24 protein-coding genes and 3 pseudogenes are annotated in these 26,216 nt (G+C 62.6%); 14 read left to right on the forward strand and 13 right to left on the reverse strand.

Translation table 11 applies throughout. From position 1 onward, the window contains the following. The 4 genes and pseudogenes from CA237_RS14875 to CA237_RS14890 all read right to left on the reverse strand — a co-directional run. A pseudogene (locus CA237_RS14875) lies at positions 1-457 on the reverse strand (methylase); the annotation flags it as partial. Positions 458-515: 58 nt separating this feature from the next. Further along, positions 516-1,355, reverse strand: a complete 840-nt coding sequence (locus CA237_RS14880) for a toprim domain-containing protein (RefSeq protein ID WP_126014527.1) — start codon at positions 1,353-1,355, stop codon at positions 516-518. Between the two features lie 147 nt (positions 1,356-1,502). Then, positions 1,503-1,811 carry a hypothetical protein gene (locus CA237_RS14885; RefSeq protein WP_231472243.1) on the reverse strand — a complete coding sequence of 103 codons (309 nt, stop codon included), beginning with the start codon at positions 1,809-1,811 and terminating at the stop codon, positions 1,503-1,505. Continuing rightward, complete coding sequence (locus CA237_RS14890; RefSeq protein ID WP_029623217.1) at positions 1,812-2,441, reverse strand: ParA family protein; 630 nt, start codon at positions 2,439-2,441, stop codon at positions 1,812-1,814. A gap of 561 nt (positions 2,442-3,002) precedes the next feature. Here CA237_RS14890 and CA237_RS19910 point away from each other — a divergent pair. Continuing rightward, positions 3,003-3,581, forward strand: coding sequence for a lytic transglycosylase domain-containing protein (locus CA237_RS19910; RefSeq protein ID WP_079247005.1), 579 nt, complete (start codon positions 3,003-3,005; stop codon positions 3,579-3,581). Here CA237_RS19910 and CA237_RS14900 read toward each other — a convergent pair. The 3 genes from CA237_RS14900 to CA237_RS14915 form a co-directional block, all read right to left on the reverse strand. Further along, positions 3,548-3,823 carry a hypothetical protein gene (locus CA237_RS14900; protein WP_010408871.1) on the reverse strand — a complete coding sequence of 92 codons (276 nt, stop codon included), beginning with the start codon at positions 3,821-3,823 and terminating at the stop codon, positions 3,548-3,550. The two genes, CA237_RS19910 and CA237_RS14900, sit on opposite strands and share 34 nt — an antisense overlap. 336 nt (positions 3,824-4,159) lie before the next feature. Beyond that, positions 4,160-5,071, reverse strand: a complete 912-nt coding sequence (locus CA237_RS14910) for a thiamine pyrophosphate-binding protein (RefSeq protein ID WP_231902858.1) — start codon at positions 5,069-5,071, stop codon at positions 4,160-4,162. Positions 5,072-5,323: 252 nt separating this feature from the next. Beyond that, positions 5,324-6,463: a tyrosine-type recombinase/integrase gene (locus CA237_RS14915; protein ID WP_010408866.1), complete on the reverse strand. Its 1,140-nt coding sequence runs from the start codon at positions 6,461-6,463 to the stop codon at positions 5,324-5,326. A gap of 116 nt (positions 6,464-6,579) precedes the next feature. On the opposite strand from CA237_RS14915, the gene CA237_RS14920 reads away from it, so the two are divergent. Next, a complete protein-coding gene (locus CA237_RS14920; RefSeq protein ID WP_205499236.1) occupies positions 6,580-7,602 on the forward strand; it encodes a hypothetical protein in 1,023 nt (340 codons plus the stop codon). 1,575 nt (positions 7,603-9,177) lie between these two features. Further along, positions 9,178-9,597, forward strand: a complete 420-nt coding sequence (gene tnpA / locus CA237_RS14925; RefSeq protein ID WP_010408862.1) for an IS200/IS605 family transposase — start codon at positions 9,178-9,180, stop codon at positions 9,595-9,597. A gap of 363 nt (positions 9,598-9,960) precedes the next feature. On the opposite strand, the gene CA237_RS14930 is transcribed toward tnpA, so the two are convergent. From CA237_RS14930 to CA237_RS14940, 3 genes are all read right to left on the reverse strand, one after another. Then, complete coding sequence (locus CA237_RS14930) at positions 9,961-11,076, reverse strand: replication initiator protein A (protein WP_029623214.1); 1,116 nt, start codon at positions 11,074-11,076, stop codon at positions 9,961-9,963. 79 nt (positions 11,077-11,155) lie between these two features. Further along, positions 11,156-12,235, reverse strand: a complete 1,080-nt coding sequence (locus CA237_RS14935) for a ParB/RepB/Spo0J family partition protein (protein ID WP_010408848.1) — start codon at positions 12,233-12,235, stop codon at positions 11,156-11,158. After that, complete coding sequence (locus CA237_RS14940; protein ID WP_029623213.1) at positions 12,232-13,428, reverse strand: AAA family ATPase; 1,197 nt, start codon at positions 13,426-13,428, stop codon at positions 12,232-12,234. Before CA237_RS14940 ends, CA237_RS14935 begins: the two co-directional genes overlap by 4 nt. A 497-nt stretch (positions 13,429-13,925) precedes the next feature. Here CA237_RS14940 and CA237_RS14945 point away from each other — a divergent pair. Then, a pseudogene (locus tag CA237_RS14945) lies at positions 13,926-14,414 on the forward strand (IS21 family transposase); the annotation flags it as partial. On the opposite strand, the pseudogene CA237_RS14950 reads toward CA237_RS14945, so the two are convergent. The 3 genes and pseudogenes from CA237_RS14950 to CA237_RS14960 all read right to left on the reverse strand — a co-directional run. Then, positions 14,414-15,019: pseudogene (locus CA237_RS14950) on the reverse strand (bile acid:sodium symporter); the annotation flags it as partial. The pseudogenes CA237_RS14945 and CA237_RS14950 overlap by 1 nt on opposite strands. Further along, positions 15,016-15,447: an arsenate reductase (glutaredoxin) gene (gene arsC, locus CA237_RS14955; RefSeq protein WP_048937963.1), complete on the reverse strand. Its 432-nt coding sequence runs from the start codon at positions 15,445-15,447 to the stop codon at positions 15,016-15,018. The pseudogene CA237_RS14950 and the gene arsC, both read right to left, overlap by 4 nt. Positions 15,448-15,455: 8 nt before the next feature. Further along, the gene (locus tag CA237_RS14960; RefSeq protein WP_126014529.1) at positions 15,456-15,788 is read right to left on the reverse strand and encodes a metalloregulator ArsR/SmtB family transcription factor; all 333 of its coding nucleotides are present in this window, start codon (positions 15,786-15,788) and stop codon (positions 15,456-15,458) included. Positions 15,789-16,005: 217 nt separating this feature from the next. Between CA237_RS14960 and CA237_RS19725 the strand changes: the two genes are divergently transcribed. The 10 genes from CA237_RS19725 to CA237_RS15005 all read left to right on the forward strand — a co-directional run bounded on the left by CA237_RS19725 (position 16,006) and on the right by CA237_RS15005 (position 26,056). Continuing rightward, positions 16,006-16,155: a hypothetical protein gene (locus CA237_RS19725; RefSeq protein ID WP_162854508.1), complete on the forward strand. Its 150-nt coding sequence runs from the start codon at positions 16,006-16,008 to the stop codon at positions 16,153-16,155. Positions 16,156-16,394: 239 nt separating this feature from the next. After that, positions 16,395-16,607, forward strand: a complete 213-nt coding sequence (locus CA237_RS14965) for a hypothetical protein (RefSeq protein ID WP_206432991.1) — start codon at positions 16,395-16,397, stop codon at positions 16,605-16,607. A 49-nt stretch (positions 16,608-16,656) separates the two neighbouring features. Next, positions 16,657-19,530, forward strand: coding sequence for an N-6 DNA methylase (locus CA237_RS14970; RefSeq protein WP_206432992.1), 2,874 nt, complete (start codon positions 16,657-16,659; stop codon positions 19,528-19,530). A gap of 1 nt (position 19,531) precedes the next feature. After that, positions 19,532-20,248: a hypothetical protein gene (locus CA237_RS14975; RefSeq protein WP_062788366.1), complete on the forward strand. Its 717-nt coding sequence runs from the start codon at positions 19,532-19,534 to the stop codon at positions 20,246-20,248. Positions 20,249-20,681: 433 nt separating this feature from the next. Further along, positions 20,682-21,926, forward strand: a complete 1,245-nt coding sequence (locus CA237_RS14980; RefSeq protein WP_126014531.1) for a hypothetical protein — start codon at positions 20,682-20,684, stop codon at positions 21,924-21,926. Further along, positions 21,923-23,128, forward strand: coding sequence for a tyrosine-type recombinase/integrase (locus tag CA237_RS14985; RefSeq protein ID WP_126014533.1), 1,206 nt, complete (start codon positions 21,923-21,925; stop codon positions 23,126-23,128). The genes CA237_RS14980 and CA237_RS14985 overlap by 4 nt, the downstream gene beginning before the upstream one ends. Further along, complete coding sequence (locus CA237_RS14990) at positions 23,125-23,925, forward strand: trypsin-like peptidase domain-containing protein (RefSeq protein WP_164523887.1); 801 nt, start codon at positions 23,125-23,127, stop codon at positions 23,923-23,925. The genes CA237_RS14985 and CA237_RS14990 overlap by 4 nt, the downstream gene beginning before the upstream one ends. Continuing rightward, positions 23,918-24,613, forward strand: coding sequence for a PD-(D/E)XK nuclease family protein (locus tag CA237_RS14995; protein ID WP_164523888.1), 696 nt, complete (start codon positions 23,918-23,920; stop codon positions 24,611-24,613). The genes CA237_RS14990 and CA237_RS14995 overlap by 8 nt, the downstream gene beginning before the upstream one ends. Positions 24,614-24,625: 12 nt before the next feature. Continuing rightward, positions 24,626-25,246, forward strand: coding sequence for a hypothetical protein (locus CA237_RS15000; protein ID WP_126014539.1), 621 nt, complete (start codon positions 24,626-24,628; stop codon positions 25,244-25,246). A gap of 69 nt (positions 25,247-25,315) precedes the next feature. Next, on the forward strand, positions 25,316-26,056 hold the full coding sequence (locus tag CA237_RS15005) for a hypothetical protein (RefSeq protein ID WP_126014541.1): 741 nt from the start codon (positions 25,316-25,318) through the stop codon (positions 26,054-26,056). Positions 26,057-26,216: the final 160 nt, after the last annotated feature.

Consider the following 26,216-nt stretch of genomic DNA (forward strand, 5'->3'; position numbering starts at 1 on the left):
TCTCGTTGAGCTGGAGCGCCGCGATCGGCGGGAGGCCCGCTACCAGGAGACCGTTGCCGGCGCTCGGTTCGAGTACGATGTCATCCGCGCGTGCGTTCGCGAGCATGACCGTGATCGTGGCGAGATCGAGCGGGGTCGAGAATTGCTGCCAGTCGATCTGCTCCTCGCTGCGCACGGTCTGGGTAGGAAGGCGCGCCATAAGCCCGATCGCGGCGTCGACCGCCGGCGTGGTGCCTGCTGCGCATACCGCCAGCGCGGTCGCATGCTCCAGCACCTCGAAGCTCTCGCGCTGGGTCCAGTGACCATCGGCGTCGGTGCCGCCATAGGCGCGGATCATCGCGTCGTTGAGCATCGCTCGGGTGATCTTCGCGTCGCCGGCGATCGCGGGGAGCAGCAGGCGGGCGGCAGCGGTGGCATGGTCGGCGCGCGCGGGCGCAGGGTCGAACAGGTCGGTCATGGGGGTCTCCGGGTCTGTGGCTGCTCGTGCAGCTCACGACCCCGACCCCCCTTCCCTCTCAGGCTCCGGGTTTCACGACGTCGGCCCAGTCGCCATAACGTGAGGGTGGCGGCATCCGCTTCAGCGTCAGCCGGCGCGGCCGATAGGCGGCCCACGCCTTGCGTCGTGCGCGTCGGCCCTCGAAGTCATTGTCCTCGGCGAAGATCAGCGTGGTGACGCTATCGAGGATGTGGACACGGTCGAGCCGCGCCGCGCCGAGCGTCGCCCAGCACGGGATGCCGTGGATCTGGGTGAAGGCGGCCGAGGTCTCGAACCCCTCACCAAGCGCCAATGTGTCGGTGACGCGCATGCCCTGCCAGGTCGCACCTCCCGGCGTGCCGAGCGTCGCCTTGTCGAGATAGCCGCCATGCGCGAGGTCGAGGAAGATGCGCTGAATCGAGCGCAGCGTGCGCCCCTCCCGCGCCGCGATCAGCAGCGCCGGGAGGAACCGGGTATGCGGTTTCGGTCCCCACGGACAGCGCGGGTGGTAGCTCAGGTCGTCGAAGGCGCCGGTGATGCCGCGAAAGCGGAGATAGGCTTCCGCGGGCGTTCCGGCGATCGGCAACCCCTCGTTCCACAGCCGTTCGATGTTGGCGGGTCTGCCGGTGCGCTGTTCAGCGGGTGGGTCGTAGGTGCGTCCGGGTCTGATGCGCGCGATCTCGCGGAGCACGTCCTCGGCGGTGCAGCCGGCGAAGCAGTGAACGAGGATGCCGTCATGGCCCTGCCGGATCGAGAGGCTGGGATCGCTGTCGGCGTGGGCCGGGCAACGGCACATGGCGTTGTAGCCGTGCCAGGTGCCGCCGAGGGCGCCGACGATGTCCACGATGGTCTGGGTGGGTTTCAGCGCAACGAGGGGCATGACCGATCCTTTCTCGCTGCCTCTGACCCCCTTCTCTCCCTTCCTAGGTGACTCAGTAGCTGCTGGCTAGCAGCTAGCGGAAGATCCCCGTGTTAGCAGTTAGACCTCCGCTATCTAGCGTTGAGATGGCTGGCATCTAGCGGCTAGCTACCTTTGAGCTAGCAGTTTCTCATAAGCGTCGAGTGCCTTCTCGAGCACTTCTGTAAGAAGCAGACCCTCACGTTGAGCTATTTCGCGGATTCGATTGTCCCATTCGGGTGTGACCCTAGTCGCAAATTGTTGAGTGCGGTTAGTCTTGCGCGAACTGCGGGCATCAATGCGGGTTGCGGTTATCAGCGGTGCAGCCGGAGGGGCGGGGGCTACTTCGGGTGCATCCAAATTCTGGCTCGCCTCACTGATTGGTGGGGGTGAACCCAAACGAGTAGCCTTCTTTAGCTTCGAGATATCGGCCATCATTCACCCCGCTACTTTGTCGATTAGGGATTGGATCAGAGTATCAGCACGCTGGTTAAGGCCGGAGAATTTGGTTTCGGTAATTGACAGGCCTTGGTTCTGCGCTTGCCGGTATGCTGGTCGTTCCACGATCGAACCGTCGAGGACATTATACCCAGCTTCGGTCAAATACGCCCGCGCGTCATTTTCTTCAGCCGAAGTTCCAATGCGGTTGAGCGCAAAAACGAGCCGTCCAGTCGGGATACCCTCCTTAACAAGGGCATGGTATTCGCGGACGGCAGGCCTGAGATCGTCCAAGGATGCGCCGGTGGGTTGAACCACGAGTGACGATGACCGTGCAATTTCAAGTGTAGCTTTGCTGGTCCGAGCGGGGCCGTCGATGATAAGCAGATCGAAGCCGTCTGCAGCGGCCAGGGCCTGAGACGCGGTTTTGAATGCCTCAACCGACACAATCGGCTCGATGGAGATGCCAAGGCGTGCTCGGTGCCAATCGACCGAAGTGCCCTGTTGAGTATCGAGATCGGCGATTTTAACCCGCAGTTCGCCTGCCGCCGCCTCGCGAGCAAGGGCTCTTGCCAAGGTGCTTTTTCCTACACCGCCTTTTTGTGAGACGAATGCTACGACAGCAGCCATGACCGATCCTGTGATAGTTCGAACAACTGGATAGCTAGCCGCTCTCTAGCAGTTTGGCAACCGCTACCTATGTGATAGCTAGCTGATACCCAACCAGCAGATATCTGTGAGCTAGCTGCTACCCACGGGGGTTTGCCTGACCTAGTCTGGATCAAGCACTGGGAGATAGTGGAATTTTTTTCCACGTTGTGCGGTTGATCGAAACATGATGTTCAATGATCGATGAACACGCGATCGAACTCGAGCTTATGCGTAGTGGGTAGTGTTATGGCACTGCTATGGGCGCAAACATCGGCAGCTAAGCAGGCCGAGGTAATGACATTTGATGGGCAGGCAGTTGAAGCCGTCATCGATGTGGGCCCGAGAATGCGGGGTATGCCAACAGACGGAACGCCGCCAGTACCAAGCATGGAAGCCGTTTTAGGCAATGACTTCAGATCATTCGGCAGCCCCGTAATGGAACCCCAAGAGGAGGCAATAAGCACGTCGCATATATCGGTGCCCCTTTGGATGCAGACTGGCCAGGTTTCGGGGGGAGCTGGCCGGGCAGCGATGTCCGATATGGCAAGTTATCTCTACACCCCACAGGCTTGCTCAATCACACCCTACCGTCCACGCGGCGATTTTCCAGGCTGGCTCGAAGCTCGGCGGGCTCAATATTACCCCTTGATCCAGGCCGTGGCGTGCGAAGCTGGTGTGCCAGTCGGGCTTTTCGATGCACTGGTGGCCCAGGAAAGCCGCTATGACCCATTGATCGTATCACCGAAGGGCGCCGTTGGCCTTACCCAATTGATGCCCGGTACAGCGCGTGGACTTGGGGTTTTCAATTCGAGAGATCCGTTGTCGAACCTGAGGGGAGGGGCCAGATACCTCCGCGCGCATCTGGATGAGTTCAAGCGGGTCGATCTAGCCTTGGCCGCGTACAATGCAGGTCCAGGACGCGTTCGATCGATGCGCCGTATTCCGCCGTTTCGCGAGACGATGGACTATGTCGCAGCGATCACTCGAGGGTGGAGCACCGGATCGTTCAGGACAGCATCGATTCAGACCGCCGGTTTGGCAGTGGGTCGACAGGAATTCCGGGGCAGGGGGGTCCAGTTACTCGCTTACACATCTACAAGAGTATCGAACCCGAGGTAGTGCGCGTAATAGATCGCAATTCCGAGGATCGCCGGCGCGCCGAGCAGATAGTTGATCTGCCAACGTATCCACAACCGGGGTGCAACGAGTACCTTATCGAGGACGGTCGCAGTTGGGAGTTTCCTAGTTCCCAGACGATAATCGTAGGCGGTCTTTATCATCGCGAGGACAGCGCACAGCGCCACCATGACGCCGACCGCGGCATAGAGTGAAAGCCAGGCCTGAAGTGTCGCTTGGGGCATGCCGACCACCTAGCAGCAAGATGCTGACGGTCCATTAACCGCTGAATCGCGCATTAGTTACCAGGTGGGCTGCGTTTTCAATCGCAAGTTGGTGCTCAGCATGGCGCTACGGTCGCGATGACGCACGAAAAACGGCTGCACCGGGCACAAAGGCGGCAATTTCAGCGCAACGGTAAACGCTTGCTCCCCTCGGGAGCATCGCGACGCGAAGCGGCGCGTCCAACCTTGCCGCTTGGTCTTGCCGTTTGTGGTTTGTGCGGTCCGGTCGGTTGGGACTGTACTCGCCGTCAGGCGTTAGGGCGTTGGCCGACTAGGCCAACTCCATTCGTTCTCAGATCATATGAATCTAGGAGCGGTTGACCATTTTTTTGAGACTCTTGCTTCTCGATAGCGATGGCAAGGCTGTCCAGCACTTGTCGCAAGCCGGCGTCTTCGATCTCCACGGCGACAACCTGGCGCGGGGAGCGCCAGAGGCGCATCACCTCGATCTGCTCGATCAGGCAGGACATCCTTGCCGAGCAACGCTTTGGCGACGCCGGCGCCAAGCAGGTCGGCGACCTCGGTCACCACGGCCGACGCGCCGCGGGCTCCCGCCCCAATCAGGATAGCGACCTTGGCGCCTGCATTCAGTACCTCCGCCGCGCGCGCGAGATCGGCGGGCTGCGGGACGACGATCGGATGTGCATAGCCGGTGCCCGAGCGGGTGAAGACGTGCGCCTGGCCCGGCTCCTCATATTTCGTATCCTGTATGTCCTTGGGCAGCACGATGGTTGAGACCGCGTTGCCCGCGACCGCGATCCGGATCGCGCGATCGGTCACATGGCGGACCTGCGCCGGCGCGCTCGCCTCCTGCACATAGGCGGCGACGTCGGCAAACAGTCGGTCGAGATTGAGCTCCTGCTGATAGCTTGCACCGCGCACGGTGCTCTCGGCCTGGCCCGCGATCGCGAGGACCGGGACATGGTCGAGCTTGGCGTCATAGAGCCCGGTGATCAGGTGGGTCGCGCCCGGACCGCCGGTCGACAGGCAGACGCCGAGCTCGCCGGTGAATTTCGCATGCGCCGTCGCCATGAAGGCCGCCATCTCCTCGTGGCGGACCTGGATGAACTCGATGCCCGAGCCTTCCTTCTCGGCGCGCTGGAGCGCCCCCAGCACGCCATTGATGCCATCGCCAGAATAGCCGTAGATTCGGCTCACGCCCCAATCCTTGAGGCGCTGGACGAAGAAATCGCTCGACATGCGGGCCATGCCGCCCTCCACTTTGGGATTTGGTTTCGAGCCGGAGAGGTTCAGTCACGCATGCTCGCGCTGACGAGAAGAACGTCGCAGTGCGCACAGGCGTTCCCGCCGGTCGGCGGCTTCGCCCCCATCGGTGCGCGCTAGGGCCGGCCCGACGGCGAGCTCGCTTCTTCGGTCGTTGAGGCATGTCGGTGTCGCTCACTGCCCAACCGCGCCAGGTCATCGGTTTGCGACTGTCCAAACGCGGACAGCTAAAACCTGTCATTCACCGCCGAAACGCTTCGCGAGACGCGCACTCGCTCCGCTCTTGGCCGCCAGCTTCGCGCCATAGCGCATGACCGTCTTGGGATCGCGCCAGCGATAGGCCTGCATGATGGCGGGCAGGCTCTCTCCTGCCGCAAAATTGTCTTGCGCCACGCCAACCCGGATCGAATGGCTCGACACGGCCGCGACCCAGCGCTCGAGCTCGGCCTCGCTCATCGCCCCCAGCAGTTTCTTGTCGAATGCCTGGCGGATCAACCGCTTGTAGATGAGCGTGATCGTGCCGGGGTTGAGCGCCTCCTCTCCCACACCGCGGATCGAGCCATCGAACCAGGTTTCGACGCGCCGGAACAGGGCCCCGCGCGCAATCCCGGCCTTGTCGCACCATTCAGCGATCGCGCGCATGGTCGCGGGCGAGAGATAGGCGAGAGCCCCCTGCCCTTCCTGATCGGTCTTGCTGCGGCCGATCTCGACCACCCCTGCCCCGTCGACGTCGGGCCCGTCGATATGCTCGATACGCATCGCCGCGAGTTCGGAGCGCCGGCAGCCGGTATCATAGTTGACCTGCAGTAGCGCGCGATCGCGCGCGCCCAGGAGATCGCGGCGCGTGGCCTTGAGGAGGACCGCGAGGCTCACGCCGCTCGCCGGCGCGTCGAGATCGCTGACATCGCCCTTGTAGCGGATACCCCGCGCCTGCGTCTGGCGGGTGCCGAGAAGCTTGCGCGCCGCCTTGTGCTCGAGCTGCACGAGCGGGGCTGCGGTCGGATCGTCCAGCCCCGCCATGCGATAGGCCCAGCCGATATTGACGAGATAGCGCGCGATCGTCGCGGCCGCCCTCTGCGGCGTCGCCCGCGTCGCCTCATCATGATCCTGACCCGACAGCGCGCGGACATAGGCCGCGACGGTCTCGGCGGTCGCCTCCCCTGCCCGCACTCGGGTGCGCCGGCACCAAGCATCCCAGAGCTTCATGTCGGAAAGGAACGCGCGGATCGTGTTCGGCGACCAGGCCCGCGCCGCGGCCGCGATGACCTGCGGATCGACCGCCGCCTTGTCGATAGCCAGCGCGCGGACCTCGCCCACGACGTCGTCGGCGCCGGCGGGCGGCGTGCTTTGCCTGCGGGTGAGGGCCGTTTTCGCCATGACGGCGAGACATAGCCCGGTCCTTCTCATAATAATAGGGTCGTGATAATCTCCCATTATCACGACTACGCATACGAGCCAATTTGACTGAGAGCAGCTCTGGGTTAAAAGACGGCGTGGACGCGCCTCTCTCGAACAGCCGCTACGGCCCCGCCTACAGCGCGAAGATGGTCTCCGCGATCGCCTCCTGCACGGCCGCCATTACGCGTCTCGATGCCCGGTTTTGCGTTAGTTCGGTGGCATCGGCCTGGGCACGCCGCGCCGCCTGGAGTGGCTACACCCGGGCCCTGCAACTGCAATCGGCCGAGATCGACGAAATTGACGTATTTTCCTGGGGCTGCGGGCTGCAAATCCCCGGCCGGCCGCTGCGGTCGACCAACCTCGACCTGTTCGATCGCTTTCCCGCCTGGGAAGCGGCGCTGCGCGATCCCGACCCCCTCGCCTGGCGCGACGCGCTCCCGACCGCGATCGGCGAGATCGAGATAGCCGCGGACCATTCGCCGCTGATCCGCGCGCTCGATCGGGTCCGCCAGCATGCGCGTCTCGACAGCACCGCCCTGCCCTGGCTCTCGCTGCCCTTCGCTCTGCGCGACAAGGGGATGGTGACCACTCCCCTGCCCTGCCTCGTGGGCGGCGTGAAGGCGTTTAGGCTGAAGCGAACTGTCGGAGACGAGGACTGGTATGCGGCCATGCGCAGCCTTGAGGCAAGCGCCACCGCAAACCTCGCACGGTTGCACGAGCTGGAAAAGCTCCATCGCGCGGCCCAGCATGCGATCGTCGCGGAATATCGACCTGGCCACCTCCCGGGGCTCGCGGCCCTCCTCCATCACCGGCCACTGCTCTCGCCTCAGTCGCTGGCGGAGCTGCTCAGCATGAGCGTTGCCGGCGCGAGCAAACTGCTGGGCCGTGCCGTCGACTGCGGCTTGCTCGTGGAGATCACCCAGCGGCGGACCTGGCGCGTGTTCCTGAGCACGGACCTTGCCATCGAGTTTGGCTTTGCAGCGCCCAAGCGTGGACGGCCGCGCAACGTGGTCCCTCCCCCGCCAGCGAGCCGCGAGCTGTCGGAGGTCTTCGATGCCTTCGATCGCGAGATGGAGAACATCGACAAGCTTCTCCAGCATCGCGCCGAGAGTTTGTGAACGACAGTCCGCAGGAGGATCTTTCGCTTGCCGCCCGGTCTGATGAACCGGTCTATCAACCGGAGCATCCTTCTGTCGAACGATTGGAATGTCGTCGGCTGGCCGGGGCCTCTCTACCGAGGTGCGCCGGCAAACCTTTCACCAAAGGGGTAGCTGCCTCCCCTCCCCTGTTCGCAATTCATAGCGCTGGATGCAGCAAGAACTGATTTGCCGGCGAGCGCGGTCTCGTTCCCCTTGTCCCAGTGGTGAAACACGAGCTCTGCAGTCGGCGGCTATCGTCTATCGATAGTTGAAGGCGGTAGCTGCAATGTCCAGTCCACGGGTTCTCTGACCCACAACGGCATGCTTCTCGTGATCAGGCTTGGCAGGAAGGCCCCACAGCGGCCTTCTGGGCGCTTTGCTTGCCGTGGGGATAGCCGAGAGCGGAAACACGCTGTGCGGGCTGCTGGCGGCGCTCAGTGCAGGTCGGACTTCGTTCGGGTCTTGGAAAATGGCTCCTGTCACGGTGCCCTCGGCGACCTGAGCGTAGTGAGGTGCTCCGCGATGGCTGGCTTGCAAGGAGTCTAGGCGCCGCGATAATCGACGTCGATCTGCGGTCGGGTGTGTGAGGCGACGCACGCGACGGAGCTTTTTGGGTGGACGACGTGCTTAGTGCGCGGCGATCGTCCCTTCCCCTTCTTCCCAATCAATTCTTCAAAAGAAGGGAGCGCCGCAGGCGTGTTAATCTCTTTAGAGAATAGGATAAAAAGTTAAGCTGTGGATGGATCTTTCGCGACTCGCCGATTCAGCGCGAGTCGGGAGTTCAGCGCCGTTCCCATTATACCGTTTGGCCGTTCCTGAAATACCCTGCGGGGCGTTCCCATTGAACCGTGATTCGGTTCCTCATGTACCGTGCCCCGTTCCTGAAATACCGTGGGCACGGCGCGGGCCACAGGACGTCTCCAAGGGAGTAAAACGCGTTTTACTCGTCCGCAAAGTGGCTGTTTTCCGAGCCTTTCAGGCATGTTACACCCGGCAGCGCTCGTTGTCGAACTATAGGCGTCAGGCGAGGCCGCCCTGTGTTCGGAGGAGTCGAGCGGCATTTCCGCGGCCCTCCCGAGTCCTTGGGCGAATCATTGACGGTCTTTTAGGAACGGGACCCTGCGGAACTGACCTAAAACGGCGATGATCTCGACGTTTTGTTGCCTTGAGCGCATCCCGCTCGGCTGCCTGGACCGCGAAGTTTCGAGGTTTCTCGGGAGCCGGCCAGTGATCTCGACGGTACATTGAGAACGGGGCTTGGCCAGGCGATGGGCGCCGATTGTGGATGTCTAGCGCTCCCGGAGGCGTTTGCAGTCGAAGCATTCACGGTATTTCAGGAACGGCATCGAAGCAGCGAGGATGACTCCCCCTCCCCTCCCCAGCCTCTTTGGAGCGTCGACAGTTTGACCTTTAGAGTCCTCTAGCAAGGAGGAACCCCTCCGACTTCAGTCGGATACTGGCTTCAGCCACAGACTCGCGTGCTAGCCTGTAACCTCGGGAAAAGCGGAAGCCGCCGAAGGCGTGAAGCTTCCGCTTTTCCCGAGGTTACAGGCTATGGCGTATCGGTCCGGTTGTCACACCACATTCCATCATCGCTACCATCTCGTTTGGGCGCCGAAGTATCGGTACAAGGTGCTGATCGGCGATGTTCGGCTACGGGTGCGCGAGATCATCCGTCAGGTCTGTGCCGAGATGGGCGTGAAGATCATCAACGGCGCGCTGTCGAAGGACCACGTACACATGTTCGTCGAAATCCCGCCGCACGTCTCGGTCAGCGACTTCGTGCGCCGGGCCAAGGGGCGCTCATCCCGCAAGATCCAACAGGAATTCGAGCACATCCGCAAACGATATTGGGGCCAACGCTTCTGGCAGCGCGGCTACTTCTCGACCACATCCGGCAACATCACCGATGACATCATCATGCGTTACCTCGACCGACATACCCACAAGGACGGCTTCAGCCCCACCGCTTGATCCTACCGGCGTCAGCCGGTCAGTGATTCAGCTATCAGATCCGGGCAATCTGATCACAAATCCCACCCTATAAGCGCCGTTCTCTAAGTACCGTGACGGCTGCCTGGAGAGGTGGAACGGGCGATCCTCCCGCTGGCGCAGCTGTGCCCGGCAAAGCTCATCCGAGAAGAAGGCTGGCAAAGGATCGCGCGTGGTTGGATCTTCGCAGCCCACGCACATTTGATGGGGCGCCATACAGACGGGTCCGGGGCCCGGCTCGTTACTTCGGGAACGGTCCACACGGATAAGTTGACGTGCGCGCGCGAGCCATTCTCGACCCTGTTCCTGAAAGACCGTTTTGGCGGATTGCGCCTACGGCGTCGATCAGTTGACCGGACGCTGCTTCGCGCAAAAGGTCGCGAATATCTGTGTGATGTTCTTCGCGTCGAACGCTATCTCGCGCTGCCGGAGGAAGTTCCGGAAATCGTCTCCAACGAGACCGTGGTCGCGTTGGGGGCTGGGCAGGTTGGCGCGGGCGATCGCACCGAATGCCGAATGCGAGATATGCCCGCTCGAGGGGAAGGAGATAGCCGGTTCCTCGGGCGCCTTTTCCTTGACGGCCGCAGGCGAGGCTTGGGCGAGGGCAGGGGAGGGCTTGCCCTCCTCGGACGGCTCGCGATCGCGCCTGGTCATGCGCAGCAGCGGTTCGGCATCGTCACGCTGTTCGATGTCCAGGGAGTAGCCTGGCAGATCGTTCTCCCGAGCGATCTTGGTCATCTCGAACTTGAAGCGCCGATAATCGCCTTCCGCGCCGGATTTCTCGAAGAGCGTTGGCATCGAGATGGCGAAACCGTCGCTTCCGGCCCCACCCGCATGTTTGCGCGCGACCCGATAGAGCCAGCGTTCGCGCCCGCCTGTGAGCGAGAAATAAGCCGGATCGATGGCGAGCACGCCGCCGTCCATCAACACCCCGTCGTAGAACCATTTCGCGAGGGTAATTCTCATTCCCCGCACGTTTCCGGACCGATCCTTAAGCTGGCTGTGACTGTCGATCCAGGAGAAGGTGGTCTCGACGGCATCTCCTGAGCGGATGTTCGTCTTCACCGTGGTCGATTGGAGCCTGTCGAGGGCATTGCCCAGAAGATCGTAAGCGCGTCCACCAACCTCGCGCTTCAGAGTCTTCAGCATGTCGTATGGGACGACGTGGAGCGTCTGCGGGATGTCGTTGGCACCTCGCCGCTTGTGCTCGATCAAAACTGACGCGCAGTAAATCAGTATGTCGAGGTCGTAGATAGTCGCCAGACCATATTCCGAATTAGCGGAGACATGGACGGTGATCTTACGATCCGGACTGACATAGTCGATCGGCTTGAGTCGCTTGCGCTTCGACAGCGAGAAAAAGGGCCGCTCCATCGTTTCGCGCTGATCCCGAAGAGGAAGCGCAGTCAGCTGAGGGAGAAAGAGGTCTACTTGACCGTCTTCGCGGTGATCCTGTTGCATCTCGTGTCCCGTGGCATCGGTAAAACGCATTTTACCGGGAGCCAACTAATTGAAAATAAAGCGTTAAACTAGATTTTACTCAATTTCGACTGAACTTCGCACTCTCAAGGGCAGGGCGGAGCGCTTCGAGGATCTCGTCGACCGACGCTGTGCCCTTGGGGTTGATGTTGATCGTAATTCCCTTGGCCCGTGTATCAGCAAGAACCTGTCCGATCTCGCGACCCGAGGCGGCGGTGAGGGCCGGCTTGGCACGGGGTACAGGCTTCTTCGACGCCGCGGGAGCCACTGCGGCTGCGGCCAGGCGCTCACAGACCTTGATACCCTCAATCTTGTCGCTTCCAGCGTCCTTCAGCGCCTGTTGCTCGGCACCGAGGGCTATAGCTGCGGCGATGATCGCGTCGCGGTGCTGTTCGTTCTTCAGCAGGGGCGAGAGCCGCATGCCGTGTCGGACCTTGAGGTCTCCGGGCTCGGCGAACGCTGCCACGACCTCGTCCGGCAACTCCGCGAGCTGGAGGAGGTTGTGGAGGTTCTGCTTGGCGATGGCCAAGCGATCGGCCATCTGCGTGCGAACCCCGTTGTAATATGCGTCGACAGCGTGCCTGTAATTGCGCGCACGCTCCAAATCGGTGACGTCCTCGCGCTCTCGATTTTCCAAATCGGCGAGCCGGAAAGCGGCCTCGTCATCGAGCGTCTCGATACGCGCTACGAGCTCGATTTCGCTATGGTTGTTGGCATTCAGCCAGGAAACCGAGAAATGCCGGCGGGTGCCGACGATCAACTCGTAGGGGGTCTCGGCGTTCGGCGTCCGCCGCACCACAACCGGCTCGCGGTTCGTCCCCTCCTCGCGGATGGAATCAATGAGCGAGGCACAGCGTTCGTGGCTCAGCGCCGCATGATCGCGAGCATTGCCCGGCCAGATGGAGCATTCCGAGGGCTTCAGACGGATAGTCGGACGTTTGACCGTGCGGGCGATTTCATCGAACGCAATACCACGCCGCTCCAGGAATGAGGGCGTCGAAGGTTCGTCGACCGGCTTATCGCGATCGACCAGCGCCTCGGCATCCGCGACTTCGGCCACGGACGTGGGGGCAGGGGTCGTGCCGATGCTTTCGATGGCATTCGCCAGTAGGCTGCGACGCCGGCCCCCTGCGCTGCTCATGCCGCCTCCGTCAGTCTGTCGGTGCCGACCTGCGCCATACGCGACGGCCACTGCTTGCAAATATCCTTTTCGATCTCGCGAAACACCATGTTGAGGTTGTCACGGCACCGCGTGTACGTCTGGTGCGACCCATATGGTTTGTTGATTTCGTAGATCGACGACATCGACAACCCGGCATTCTTGATCTCTTCCGACAGGAGTATCGGCGTCGACAGCATCTGGCCAGCGTAGGTCTTCTCCATGACCTGAAGCATTTGAGCCTCGTTGGTCCTGTTGGGCTGGAACATGGTGCAGACGACGCGAATGAACCCGTAGTCGATCGAAGTGTCGAACTTCGAGACGAGGTCCATCGCTTCGCGACAGGTCTGCATGAAGTGGATTGTCGAAAGATAATCGAGTTGCCGAGCCGGCACGGGGATCAGCAAGCCGTCCGCGGCCGTCAACGTGTTCACGCCCAAAAAGCCCATGGCAGGGGGAGGATCGAGGATAACGACGTCATAGTCGTGCCGGACCTCTTCCAGGCCAATTCTCAGCATGCGGAACGCGCCGGCAATGGCGGTAGGGCCCTCCTCGATGGTTGCTGTCAGTTCCCACTCGGTGTCCTGGAGGCCCAGGTTGGCGGGGCAGATATCGATATTCGGCCACGCGGTCTTTTGGATCGTCTTTCGCAGCGAATCGGCTTCGTCGATTCTGGGGGAGAGGAAGTTCGAGAGCGTGTGCGTCTCGTCCACCAATGCCTCTAGATTGACGTCGAACATAACACTCATCGACGCCTGGGGATCGCAATCGACAACAAGAACGCGATATCCCCGCAGCGCAAGGTAATCTGCAAGATGCTTGCCCGTCGTCGATTTGCTGACGCCGCCCTTGAAGTTCTGCACGGCGATGACGACCGCGCGCTCGGAGGGCAATTTACCCATCTTGATGCCGAGCTTCTCGCGAATGGCGATCAAATCTTCGACCGTGTAGAATCGGCGTCCGTTGGTGGCCGTCTTGGGGGCGGGCAAGCGTCCGCGCGCCTCAGCCTTGGAAAGCGCTTCCGGCGTTCGGCCGAGCAATTCAGCGGCGACTGTCGCCCCCATTGAAATGTTCAGCGTTTTGCGATCGGATGGATCAATGGCCGCCTGTCGCAGCACGGTCTTGGCATTCTCGCACGAGGTAATCATCGCATCGAGAATCTGACCCGACAGCATGGGCATGTCCCCTTTTTGAACCCAAACCGGCCACGGTTCGTGAAAAGCACCGCATAATGGCCCCTAATCCCGGACAGATATGCCAAATGCAGGGTGGTTAGTCAAATAGGGTGACCTGACCCGGCGTGCGCAGGGACAAGCCCTCTTATTGCCCCCGAGTCCCGGACCATCCGCGTGTGTATCATTTCGCCTATAAACCCGGACGAAAATCAAGATGAGTCACTCGCCAGCACGCGCCGCTTGAGGACTTATCCTCAAGTCTTGTCCGACTTCGAAGCTCAGACAACGGGCATTCACAGCAACGCGAATCATCTCAAAGATGATTGGCGGGCACAGCGTCAGAGATGGAACCTCTCAGTCCACGGCGATTCGGCTCGAGCCTGTGGATCGGCGTGGAAAAGGGACCCCGGTAGCGGGGTGATCGGCGTCGAAAAGGGACCCCTCATCCCGGTGGTCTAGGCTGTTCGCTTGGCGGTGTGTCAGGCGGCGAGATCGGGATGCTGGTATTGGAGACGGTGTTGAGGATCCGGCGCGAGCACGCGTCGGGGAAGGCCATCAAGGCGATAGCGCGGGACCTGCACCTGTCGCGCAAGGTGGTGCGCAAGGCGATCCGGGCGCCGGAGGCGGACATGGCGTATCGTCGCGAGGTGCAGCCGCTGCCGAAGCTGGGGCCGTTCCAGACGCGACTGGACGCGTTGCTGGAGGAAGACGAGGCACGACCGCGGCGCGAGAAGCTGCGCCTCACGCGTATCCACGACCTGCTGCTGCGCGAGGGGTTCGACGGCTCATACGACGCGGTGCGCCGCTATGCGGCCCGCTGGCGGCAGGCGCAGCGTCGCGACGTGATGAATGCGCCGGCGTTCATCCCGCTGCTGTTCCGACCAGGCGAGGCGTATCAGTTCGACTGGAGCCACGAGGACGTGGAGATCGCGGGCAAGCCGATGCGGGTGAAGGTCGCCCATGTGCGGCTGTGCGCGTCGCGGGCCATGACCGGTACGACGATGTAGAGCATCACCGAGATCAGCAGCGTGTCCCACGGCACGGTGATCGACGCGACGCCGAGCAGCAGGCCGACCAGCGGCGCGAAGGTGAACACCATGATCACGTCATTCAGCGCGACCTGGCTCAACGTGTAGGTCGGCTCGCCCTCGCAGAGGTTGGACCAGACGAACACCATCGCCGTGCAAGGCGCGGCGGCGAGCAGGATCAGACCGGCAATATAGGAGCTGACCTCGCCCGCCGGCAGCAAGGGCCGAAACAGCCAGCCCAGGAACAGCGTGCCGAGCAGCGCCATCGAGAACGGCTTCACCGCCCAGTTGATGAATAGCGTGACGCCGACGCCCTTCCAATGCTGGCGGACCGAGCCGAGCGCCCGAAGATCGATCTTCAGCAGCATGGGGATGATCATCAGCCAGATGAGCACCGCCACCACGAGGTTGACCCGCGCCACCTCCGCTGTGGCGATCGCGCCGAACAGGCCCGGCAGCGCGTAGCCGAGCGCGATCCCGACCACGATGCACAGCGCTACCCAGACGCTGAGATAGCGCTCGAATGTGCTGATCGCCGGCTTCGCCGGCGCCGCAGTGGTCATGCGCCGATCCTGTTGCCCGCGTCGTCGATGACCTTCTCGCCGTCTTCCTTGGTGAAGGCGCCGCGCTGCCGGGAAGGTAGCAGGTCCAGCACCTCTTCCGACGGACGGCACAGCTTCACGCCGAGTGGCGAGACGACGATCGGCCGGTTGATGAGGATCGGATGCTCGATCATCGCGTCGATGAGCTGGTCATCGCTCAGCGCCGGATCGCCCAAGCCAAGTTCGGCATAGGGCGTGCCCTTCTCGCGCAGCAGCGCGCGGGGCGTGATCCCCATGCGACCGATCAGCGAAACGAGACGCGAGCGGTTGGGCGGGGTCTTCAGATACTCGATGACGTGCGGCTCGATGCCGGCGTTCTGGATCATCGCCAGCGTGTTGCGCGACGTCCCGCACTCGGGGTTGTGATAGATGATGATATCGACGGTCATGGCGGCCTTCAGCAGCAGGGGTTGAGCTCGGCGATCAGCGGCTCGCAAAGCTCCGCCTTCCCACCGCAGCAGTCCTTCACGAGAAACAGGGTCAGCGCCTTCAACTGGTCGAGATCGGCGCGGTAGTTGACGATGCGGCTGCGCCGCTCGGACCGGATCAGCCCGGCGCGGGCCAGCGTCGCGAGATGCACCGACATGGTGTTCTGCGGCACGTCGAGCGCCTTGGCGACCTCGCCAGCGGCCAGGCCGTCAGGCTCGTGGCGGACCAGCAGGCGGAATGCGTCGAGGCGCGTGCCCTGCGCGAGCGCGCCAAGGACCGAGATGGCTGAGTCGTTGTCCATATATCCACGTTATTGGATATATGGATTTAATCAAGGAGCGTCTGACTTTACCAGAAGCCGACCTTGGCCGCTCCGTCACGAAAGGCCGGGTCTGGTCGTAAGCAGCCGCCAAATCGCCTCACGGATCAACGCCCGTATCGCTGATGGGCCTGACGGCATGTACTGCGCTGGCATTCGCACCGCGGCGAACGCGATCGTCGGCCGCGCGAGCAGGGACATGCCTCTCCTGATTGATCCGTTCGCGATCGGCGAATGGCTTGACGAACAGGCGCCGCTCCACGCCCTGGCGCCGGCCTGTTGCGAGGAAGGGTATTTCCTGAAACCGAGCGACGAGCGTTGGTCGACCGGAGCCAGTCTGGACGAATAGGGGTCGGTTTTCTATTCGGCGCCACAAAGCCGCAGGTTGACCAAATGTTCCTATTGTGTTCTCGTTATGACAACGGTTTTTAGCCGTTTCCATCAATCCGCCTGAGCCAGCGTGAGTCGAGGAGTCGATCCAGATTTCTTTATTTCTGTCTTTCCAGATTTCAGGAATTCCGTCTTTCCGGATTGCCAGAAAGGCGGAAATCTGTATTTCTGCCCAAACCGAAGCAGCCGAGAGGGAACATGGCCGCAGTGGGAGGGCGTATCTTGGCCAGCAGTCGAACCGATCCGGCCGACGAGGATCATGGGGGCGACGGCGAGAACAAGTCGCTCAATTTCAAGGTGAGTCCCGACTTCAAGAAAGAGTTCAAGGGCTTCGCGGTCTCCCAAGGGATCACGATGACCGATCTGCTGAAGGAGGGCTTCGCGCTCTCGAAGAAGAAGCGGCAGAAATGATCGTGGTGCCGTTCGCCCTTCCATCCGCCCTCGGTCCGAGGAGGCGGATGTGACGCTCCACACACCCGGCGCTGCATTCGAAGGCGCTGAATGGCTTTTCGCGATCGGGCGCGGGGGCGATCTGCCCGCCGTCGATGGCCTGGTCGCTGTCGATGGCTATGTTCCGGCGGGGCGGCCCCCCGAGGAAGTCGCCTTCATCGAGAAGGCCGCGAGCTACGGCGCGCGCGCGGTATTTTTCGAAGCTGGCCGGCATGGTCGCGCATCGGTCGCGCAGGCCTTCGTTTTCGATGCTGCCGCGCATGCCGACGATCGGGCTTTCGCTGAGCTGCACAAGCGGCTGTGGAGCTGGAGCGGCGTCCCGATCGTCTACCGCGCCGGTCCGGGGCAGATTCAGCTCTTCCGCTGCGCGCATGCGCCCGATTTCGTCGGTCCCGACGACACGCCAATCTGCCGGCCGATCCGCACGCTGGCGATCGGCGCGGAGATCGCGGTGCAGGACGTATGGTGGGATGCCGCTCGCATCCGCAATGGCGCCATCTGGGACGACCCCGATGCCTGCCGCCTGATGCTTTCGGCTCAGAAATCGGCCCATCGTAAACTGGTCGAAGAAGTCCGCGAGCTCGCTAGGCAGATGGGCGAGCGTAGGTTGCTCGATGGCGGGCTGCAGCGGCGATTACTGATCCTCTCACTGCTCATCGCCTATCTCGAGGAACGGTCGGTCCTTCTGCCGGACGACTTCGCTCGCGCCTTGCCTGGCGCCACCCACTTTTTCGAGGTTCTGGGCAATGGTCCGGCGTTGATAACATTGCTCGAAGCGCTCGAAGAGCGGTTCAACGGACATGTGTTCCGCCTGAAGGATGCAGAGCGCGCAGCGCTGGCCGACAGCACCGAACTCGCCAGCTACGCGCGGTTGGTCGAGGGCTTCGAGGATTCGACGGGGCAGTTCAGCCTCTGGCGCCTCTACTCCTTCCGCGACCTGCCGGTGGAGCTTATCAGCAACATCTACCAGCTCTTCGTGAAAGACGCGGCCAGCTCGATCTACACGCCGCCGGCGTTGGTTCGGCTAATGCTGGAAGAGACGCTGAGCTGGGACCGTATCGACCGGCTCATGGCCGGGGACGGGGTCATCCTCGATCCGGCCTGCGGATCGGGCGTCTTCCTGGTCGAGGCATACAAGCGGCTGGTGCTGCACTGGCGCTGGCGCAACGGCTGGGCGCGTCCGGATGTCGACGATCTGCGTCCGCTGCTCCAGCGCGTGCATGGTGTCGATCTCGAAGAGGGGGCGGTCGAACTGGCCGCGTTCAGCCTGTGCCTGAGCCTGTGCGACGCTCTCCAGCCCGAAGAGATCCGCTCCAGCGTCAAGCTGTTTCCGCGGCTCGCCGACAACACGCTCCACTGGAGCTGCTTCTTCGAGGCCAAAGAGCGCGGCCTGGTCCAGGCGCCGGTCGCGGTCGTCGTAGGCAATCCGCCGTTCGAATCCGCTCTCACGACGGACGGCGCGAGGCGAAGCTATGCCGCCTATACCAAGGCGCATGGGGCGCTCGCCGACAACCAGCTCGCCTATCTCTTTCTCAGCGAGGCGATGGAGCTGCTTTCGCCGGGCGGCGTGCTCGCGATGGTCGAGCCCGCGGGCTTTCTCTACAACCAGCACGCTCTCACGTTCCGTCAGTCCTTCTTCAGCCGCTGGTCGGTCCGTGAGGTTCTGGACTTCGTCTCGGTTCGGGGCCTCTTCAAGAAGGGCGAGGCCGACCCGAAGGTCGTCGTGGTCATTGCCGAGGCGGTGCAGCCGACCGCCGACAGCCGCCTCCTTCATGCCGTGTTTCGCCGCAACGGCCGGGCGACGGCCGAGCAGGGCTTCGACATCGACTATTATGACCTGCACTGGTTCGGCAACGCGATCGCGGAGAAGTCTCGCGACATCTGGCGGGCGAACCTGCTCGGCGGAAGCCGCGTCCACGACCTGATCCAGCGCTTGCGCGATTATCCGACTCTGCGGGATTTCGCGCAGAAGCATCAGTGGGATTTCGGCGAAGGCTATATCGCCGGCCGGAAGGGCATCTCGCGCCCAGCGGAGCACCTCGTCGGCAAGCCGCTGCTTCCGACCAGCAACCTGTCGCGTGATGGGCTCGATACGCGCTTTCTCGACGTCGTGCCCGACAAGCCGATTAAGGACACCAAGACCGCGCGGCGTTTCACGCCGCCTTTGCTGCTCATCAAGGAGCACGAGGATCTGCACCATGGCGTGTGGAACGGCCACTACCTCGCCTACAAGCACGAGATCGTCGGCTTGGCGGCCCCGGCGGAGCAACTCGGTGCGCTGAGCGCGATCAACGATTGGCTCTTCCGAGAAGCGACGGTTCTGCGTGCCTACGTGGCGGGGATCAGCGCTCGGCTCTTCACGCAGCGCGCCACCGCCATTCTGAGCGCCGACGTTCTGGCCGTGCCCTATCCCGAGGATCATGACCTCGACCTCAGCGAGAACGAGCGGATCGTTGCGGCGGATGTGGTCGAACACCAGCGCGAATTCATCCGCCTCGGCACCGGCGCCGCCGTCATGCGGCCCGCGCCGGGCGAAGCCCTTGCCGAATTCGACGACGTTTTCGCCCGGCAGATCAATGCGGTTTATCCGCGTACCGCCCTGAAGGCGCTGCCGGGTCAGCGCTGGCCTGGGGCGATCTGCAAGGCCTATGTCTTCGGTGATGGCGAGGTGGATTGGACCGGCGCGGATGGACTGCGCCAGAAGCTCGATGCGCTGCTCCAAGAGCGCCGGGGCACCAGCCTGACGATCACGCGGATTACCCGGTTGTACGACGACGGCTTCGTGTTCTTGTTGAAGCCCGATCGCCATCGTTTTTGGACGCCCGCCATCGCGCTTCGGGACGCCGACGACGTGCTCGCCGACCTCAGAGCGCAGGGCTTCTGAGGTGCTGGCGGACGAAGGCGAACGCGGTAGACCGGCGGGAGCGCTGAGTGTCGGTATCCATCAGCCCGGAGAATGGCTGTCGGCGCTGGTCGGTTTCATCGGCGGTGCGCTGGCGGGCTGGCGCGATGATCCGGCGCGCGAAGCGGCGACCGGCGAGACCAAGCTGACGGCGCAGCTCTGCTCGCGGCTGAATAGTCTCTCTCGCCACGCGCCAGGCTGGGATTTCATCCAGTTCAAGCGCGAGGAGCCTGATGAAGCTGATGGCCGCCGCGCGATCGACCTTGCCGTCGCCCCGAGCGGAGCCATCATCTGGATCGAAGGGCGCGAATACACCGAGTATCGCACCTTGCTCCCGATCGAATGCAAGCGCCTGCCCACGCCCGCAGCGGCGGATCGCGACGAACGCGAGTACCTGATCAGCCGGTTCAGTTCGACGGGTGGGATTCAGCGCTTTAAGGCTGGGCACCACGGTGGCAGCCATAGCCGTGCCGCGATGATCGGCTATGTCCAGGTCAACGACATCCCGCATTGGAAACAGCAGCTCGATAGCTGGGTTGATGCGATCGTAGGCGACACAGTGGAAAACTGGTCGGTCACGGATAAGTTGGCGCTGCTAGGCCACGATGCAGCGCAGCGCCTGGCGTTCCTGCGATCCCATCATCAACGACTCGCCGGCCTGTCTCCGATCCAGATCGATCATCTCTGGATCGAGATGTAGAACGCGATTCCCGACCGGGCCGGCGAAGTCGTGACGTGGCGTCGGCCAGGGAACCGAAAGTCCTCGAAGATCGGGTTCGGCAAACGCCTTCGCGAATGATCGCCCATTCCCTTGCTGGGACGTAGCACTGGCATGAGCGGATCAGGGCCAAGATCAAAGACCGCTTCTCCATCTTGGCGAGTAAATCCGGACAGTCCCAAACGTCCGACTTTTCTGACATTGGGCGACCCGGAAGCAAGCGGGAAAACATGTCCGCATTTGGGAAGTCGGAAACCGGCTTTGAATGACAATGATTGGTCAACTGCTGACGGCGCCCCATGGTGCTAAATCGAGAAAACGCTTATTGCGATAATACAGTTATCACATAAGCGCGTTTGACGGCTGGCTTTATAAGGGACTAGGGTAGGCGCCGAGCAGGGACGGGGCGGCGTGGATGGGAAAAACGGTTTTCTGGTCCTGGCAGAGCGATCTCGACGGTCGCGTAACGCGTGAGCTGATCCGCTCCGCGCTCGACCGAGCGATCGGCATGCTCGCCGCCGACCTCGACGAAGCCGAGCGGCCGAGCCTGACGTCGGACACACAGGGCGTCGCTGGTACACCCGACATCGTCGCCACGATCCTGCGCAAGATTGACGAGGCCGCAGTGTTCGTCGCCGACGTCACGCCGATCGCGGTATCGGCAGAAGGGAAACCCTGTGCCAATCCGAACGTGCTTATCGAGCTAGGCTATGCGCACCGGGCACTCGGCGAGAACCGCATCCTGCAGGTCTGGAATACCGCGTTCGACGGGGCGCTTGTCGACAAGCTGCCGTTCGACATGCGCGGGCGGCGAGGGCCGATCCCGTTTCACCTGCCGGCCGGAGCCGATCGCGAAGAACTTCGGCGCGTCCGCGCGGATCTTGCCAAGCGGCTTGCTGAGTATCTGACGCTGGCGCTCGATCAGCTGCCGGCGCCGCTCCCCGAGGCCATCCACTGGCAGCCGCATTTCGAAGGCGATCCAGATCTGTGGTTCGATCGCGAACTCCCCCAAATGGTGACCAGTCGGCACGGGAGCCGGAAGGTCCGATGGGAGCAGCATTTCCCGGGCTATGCGCGGGTCATCCCGTCGAAATGGTCGGCCAAGCCAGGGGCGAAGCAATCGCTGGTCGAACATATGGGGCATCCGGCGCTCGTCGCGAGAGCCAATTCGTTCAATTATGGGATGAGCCAGGGCGGTGCGATGGTGTATTGGCCGCGGGCGCCGGAGAACGATGTCGATCCGACCCTCGCCATTACTCAGTGGTTTGAGAAAACCGGGGAGATCTGGGGAGTCGCTGGCGGCTTTCTTTTCCAGCGCGAGGGCAAGCGGCTTACCTTGGCGACCGGATACTTCTTCCAGCAATGGGTACATTTTCTCGAGCGTAATTGTGCATTGGTGTTGGACCACGGGGGCTCGCTGCCCATCCATGTCCGCCTCGGCATCAGCAACCTTACCGACAGCTGGTGGCCGCAGGGACCATTTAGTTTTGGCGATGAGGGGTATGCCGCGGTCGAACCCTCATATGAATATGATCAAACGCTCGTCTCGATCGAGCCCGAGGCTCTCAAGGCTGTCGCTGTCGACGCATTCAACGGCTTAGCTGCGATCTACGGGCAGGAGCCGTTCACCTATGATCAGATCGTCGAGCTTTCCCGATGACCGTTCTGACAGACGATCTTGCACCGCAGCTCCCGGTGAAGGCGAATGACCTTCTTCTGCAGGTGACCTGCATTCACGCCGTAGCTAGGATCGCCATCAATGCCGATCTGATCGCCGCCTACCAGGCAGCGTCCTCGCCTCACACGATCAGGGCGCTCAAGTCGGATGTCGAAGCGTTCGACTTCTGGTGTCGTCGGACCAACCGTATCGCGCTCCCGGCGACGCCGGAAGTCGTCGCCGACTATCTCGATGCGCGGGCCGGGGAGGGGGCTCGGCCGGCTTCGCTCGGCCGCTACAAGGCATCGATCGCCAAGATCCATCAGCTGCTCGACCTGAAGGATCCGACCCAGGCCGAGCTGGTCAAGCTGCGATTGCGTGCGATCCGGCGAGAGAAGGGCACAGCTCAGGCTCAGGCACGCCCGCTGCGCTTCAAGGGGCCGGTAAAGGATATCGAGCGCGACAAACCCCGTGGGATCAACATCAGGGCACTCCTGGAGGCTTGTGCGGACGATTTGCCGGGGTTGCGGGACCGAGCACTCCTATCGGTAGCCTATGACACTGGACTGCGCGCTTCAGAGCTGGTCGCGATTGAGGTCGAGCACATCCTCGAGGCGCTCGATCCCGAGGCGCGGCTGCTGGCGATTCGGCGGAGCAAGGGCGATCAGGAGGGGGAGGGGGCAACAGCGTTCCTTAGCCCGCGATCGGTACGCGCGATCACCGCTTGGACCGAGGAAGCTGGCATAAGCCAGGGGCCGCTGTTCCGCCGCGTCCAGGTCCGGCGTTACAAGGCACGGGCTGCCGTGAAAGGACGGAGCATCGACAGTATAACGGGGCGGGAGACCTGGGACCTGCGCAAGACGCTGTCGCGGCCGGCAGTAGCGGCTCGCACCGAGTATGACATTGGCTCCGTCGCGCTTCACCCCGGCTCCATCGGACCCATCTACCGGGCGATGATTCAACGCGCATTCGACAGTGGAGCACTGGCCGATCTAACCGCTGACGATATGGTGCGGCTGCTCAAGGGGGTGAGCGCGCACTCGACCCGGGTTGGCCTGAACCAGGACCTCTTCGCGAGCGGTGAGGATCTTGCCGGGATCATGGACGCCTTGCGTTGGAAGAGTCCGCGCATGCCGCTTGCCTACAACCGCAACTTGGCGGCCGAAGCCGGCGCTGTGGGTCGCCTGCTGGAGAGGTTGAGGTGACGGCGCCCGGGATCGACACCTGCTCGCTGGTGCCCTTGTACATCGAGGCCTTCTTCGGCGACCAGCTCCTTGGCGGTGCGACGGCGTTCCCGTGGCTGCGGCTCGACGGACGTCTGTCCCTCCTGACCAACTGGCACGTCGTATCCGGCCGCAACAACGAGACCTACGAAGTAACACATACGCAGGGCGGCATTCCGGATCACCTGCGGGTGCACGTTCCCTTGAACGATCGGGATCGACCGCCACTGATCGTCCGAGTGCCGACCGTCAGCGCGGACGGCGAGCCGCTATGGATCGAGCACCCCGAACACGGCCGCACTGTCGATATTGCCGCCCTGGACGTCGACTTGCCGCCGCCCGGTGAAGCGTCATTGATGCCGATGAATGTCGTTCGCACGGTGGCACTCAAGCAGCGGATCGGTATGCCGATCTTCATCCTCGGTTATCCGTTCGGTCGTCTCGGCATCGGGCTGCCTGTCTGGAAGCAGGCAACGTTCGCCAGCGAGCCGTTCTTCACAGCGAGCAAGCATCAGCGCTATCTGATCGTGGACACCGCATCGCGGCCGGGCATGTCCGGCTCACCGGTCATCCAGAGAGCGCATGGCCAGATCGAGCTGGAGGGCACGCACGGCCGCATCGAAGCCGGCGATGGCGCCGTCAACTTCATCGGCATCTACTCAGGCCGGTTTCACACCAACGATCCGTCCGACGCCCAACTCGGTCGCGTATGGCCGGCGGTACTGGTGAGAGAAGTTGTCGCCGCGGCTGAAGCCTGCGCAAGAGCTCGCTTTGACTGACGGTCTCCAAGCGAATGCACTCGAGACCGCCTTCCTGGCTCTCCGTGCCGTGCTGCCAACCGGGCAGCCTCGCGCCCCTAAGCAATTCTACGCGCTTGATGACCTGCAAGCTGCCTTCCAGTCACTGAAAGGCCCGCTCGCCACCGCCAAGGCGAGGGGCGGTCTCATCAATCCCTGGGCGCTGGCGGGCTTGGGCCATGATGAGGTGCGTAACGCGAGTGCGTTGGCCGGGCTGTGGATGACCGAGTTCGGTGGCGAGACCTCGAGGATGTTTCTGGCGCACTATCTTCGCGCTGCGTTGCCAACGACGGACTGGTTCGAGACGCTGGGAGCGGGGTACCGGGTCAGCACTGAAGTCTGCCCGATGGGCGATGCTGCCGACCGAGTGGACCTCATCATCGAGACCAGCGTCCATCTGATCGGCATCGAGGTGAAGATACGCGCCGGCCTCGGCCGCGATCAACTGGATCGATACAAGGCGTCGGTGTTTCGGCGGGCGGAGCTGCAGAAGCGATCGGCGCGGATCGTATTGCTGGCGCCGTTCTCGGCCGACGTGTCGGATGTATCGTCTACAGGCTGGCCTGACGTTGTTCGCGCCGCTCGCACGGCAGCCGGCGCTTCGGTTGCCGGTCGATCCTTCGTACAGCAGATGATCGCCGCGTTCGGCGAGCATGTCGAACCGTTTTAGGAGGAGCTGATTATGCCGGAGCCCGCCGTCGGCGCGGTCATCGTGAGCCATATCGATGAGTTGGAGGCCGCGCTCCGATACGCTAACAGCACGATGGAGCCCATGCTCGAAAAAGCCGTCGCAGCGCTGATCGACGACAAGCGGCGTGCGCTCGGCTGGGCGGGCGAGGCACCGGCGGACTTCGACGAGACGCAGTGGTTCGCGCCTGAGGAGTGGCGCATGCCGCAATCGGACGAAAATGACTGCTATCTGTCCTTCGTGCTGGACACGGTCGCCTGCCTGGACGGTCACGAGCCTGAGACGTGGGTTGGCACGATCGCGGGCTTTGCTGGCGCTGGTATCCGGTTCTCAGCAAGCACGGATGCCCTCGGCCATCGCGACTGGAAGGCGCTGTTGAGGTCGCAAGGTCCTTTGATCGACGAGCTCGTGGATCGAGGCTTCCTCTTTGATCCCAAGACCGGCGACGTCGCACTCACGATTCCCGTCGACAAGAAAGCTCTAGTCGCAGGGTTTGAAGAGGAGGATTTGGAAGCTGCGCTCGAGCCGCTCGGCCTAGCGATCGATCGCATTCAGGCGGCGAGGGCCACTCTGGATCGCCTGGTGGAAGCGATCAAGGCGGCGCGAAAGCCGTGATCGCCCGCTGCGCCCTGTCTGGACCTGCAGACCAAATCTTTGCGGCTGGCTGAGTTGTGAGGGCGGAACGTGCTCCTTGACTATGATCACCCCGCAAGCTGGCCGCCGGCGGTGACCGCCTTCCTCGACGAGCATCTCGATCTGTTGGATGATTGGGTGACGACGCAGCGCTTCGCCACCGGATTTCAGTATGACCGTTTGGTCGAGCGACTGGGAGAACTGCTGCGACCACACGAGATCTTGGCCTGGCATTGCAGCCGTCTAATGCCTCATGAGCGGGCCGCCATCCTCGAAGCGGGAATGGATCTTCCAAGCGTCGACGGGTTGATGAGAAGGATCGATGCGGCGGTGTCGGCGAGCGCGTTCGCACCCGAGATTGCCGCGCAATTCCGCCTTCGCCATCAGGCACACTCACCGACCCGAGCAGGACGAATTTGGTTCCTCTTCACGCGGCCGTGCAGCGACGACGGAGTTGAGGACTTCTTCCGTTTTTGGGGTGGCGAGTCCCTCTATGCGGCGATCGACCGTGATGCCAGGCTCGGGCCGGTCCTTCGCTCCACGGGTTTGCCTTGCGTGGTGGAAGCGGCAATCCCCATGTCCTATTTCCAGGACAGTCTTGGCTACGAAACGCACATCGTGCGCCAGTTTTGTGCCTGGCGAGCGGGCCGGTCCTACGATGGCGTTCCCCATGATCGCGCGCTCGCCCCGGTACCACCGCACATGATCCGACGGATCGTGACATTTGATGATCCGGACTTTGCCGTCCTGAGCGGCTGCGGCAACTATTTTGAGCCGCTTACGATCGCCTAAGGGCCGCAGAAGAATGGCGCTGACGCATTTTCGGCGCGCGGTGTCGGCACCTGCTGCGGCCTTCGCGCCCACCGTGGAGCCCGTCGGCCGGCTCAAAAAGCGGCTTGAATGATAGGAGATCGTGCCTTGGACGGCCATCGAAGCAGCGCCTCTGCCTCGG

The organism is Sphingomonas sp. ABOLH, assembly GCF_003951715.1.
In the GTDB taxonomy this organism is placed as follows: Bacteria; Pseudomonadota; Alphaproteobacteria; order Sphingomonadales; family Sphingomonadaceae; genus Sphingomonas; species Sphingomonas hankookensis_A.

Excerpts from the sequence above, each read along its gene's own strand:
- CA237_RS14985 (WP_126014533.1), top strand. The coding sequence starts at position 21,923 with ATGACCGTTCTGACAGACGATCTTGCACCGCAGCTCCCGGTGAAGGCG.
- CA237_RS14915 (WP_010408866.1), bottom strand. The coding sequence starts at position 6,463 with ATGGCGAAAACGGCCCTCACCCGCAGGCAAAGCACGCCGCCCGCCGGC.
- CA237_RS14910 (WP_231902858.1), bottom strand. The coding sequence starts at position 5,071 with ATGGCCCGCATGTCGAGCGATTTCTTCGTCCAGCGCCTCAAGGATTGG.
- CA237_RS19725 (WP_162854508.1), top strand. The coding sequence starts at position 16,006 with ATGCCTCTCCTGATTGATCCGTTCGCGATCGGCGAATGGCTTGACGAA.
- CA237_RS14880 (WP_126014527.1), bottom strand. The coding sequence starts at position 1,355 with ATGCCCCTCGTTGCGCTGAAACCCACCCAGACCATCGTGGACATCGTC.
- CA237_RS14940 (WP_029623213.1), bottom strand. The coding sequence starts at position 13,428 with ATGCTGTCGGGTCAGATTCTCGATGCGATGATTACCTCGTGCGAGAAT.
- CA237_RS14930 (WP_029623214.1), bottom strand. The coding sequence starts at position 11,076 with ATGCAACAGGATCACCGCGAAGACGGTCAAGTAGACCTCTTTCTCCCT.
- CA237_RS14965 (WP_206432991.1), top strand. The coding sequence starts at position 16,395 with ATGGCCGCAGTGGGAGGGCGTATCTTGGCCAGCAGTCGAACCGATCCG.
- CA237_RS15000 (WP_126014539.1), top strand. The coding sequence starts at position 24,626 with ATGCCGGAGCCCGCCGTCGGCGCGGTCATCGTGAGCCATATCGATGAG.
- CA237_RS14890 (WP_029623217.1), bottom strand. The coding sequence starts at position 2,441 with ATGGCTGCTGTCGTAGCATTCGTCTCACAAAAAGGCGGTGTAGGAAAA.
- CA237_RS14935 (WP_010408848.1), bottom strand. The coding sequence starts at position 12,235 with ATGAGCAGCGCAGGGGGCCGGCGTCGCAGCCTACTGGCGAATGCCATC.
- tnpA (WP_010408862.1), top strand. The coding sequence starts at position 9,178 with ATGGCGTATCGGTCCGGTTGTCACACCACATTCCATCATCGCTACCAT.
- CA237_RS14980 (WP_126014531.1), top strand. The coding sequence starts at position 20,682 with ATGGGAAAAACGGTTTTCTGGTCCTGGCAGAGCGATCTCGACGGTCGC.
- CA237_RS14885 (WP_231472243.1), bottom strand. The coding sequence starts at position 1,811 with ATGATGGCCGATATCTCGAAGCTAAAGAAGGCTACTCGTTTGGGTTCA.
- CA237_RS14900 (WP_010408871.1), bottom strand. The coding sequence starts at position 3,823 with ATGCCCCAAGCGACACTTCAGGCCTGGCTTTCACTCTATGCCGCGGTC.
- CA237_RS14960 (WP_126014529.1), bottom strand. The coding sequence starts at position 15,788 with ATGGACAACGACTCAGCCATCTCGGTCCTTGGCGCGCTCGCGCAGGGC.
- arsC (WP_048937963.1), bottom strand. The coding sequence starts at position 15,447 with ATGACCGTCGATATCATCATCTATCACAACCCCGAGTGCGGGACGTCG.
- CA237_RS19910 (WP_079247005.1), top strand. The coding sequence starts at position 3,003 with ATGGCAAGTTATCTCTACACCCCACAGGCTTGCTCAATCACACCCTAC.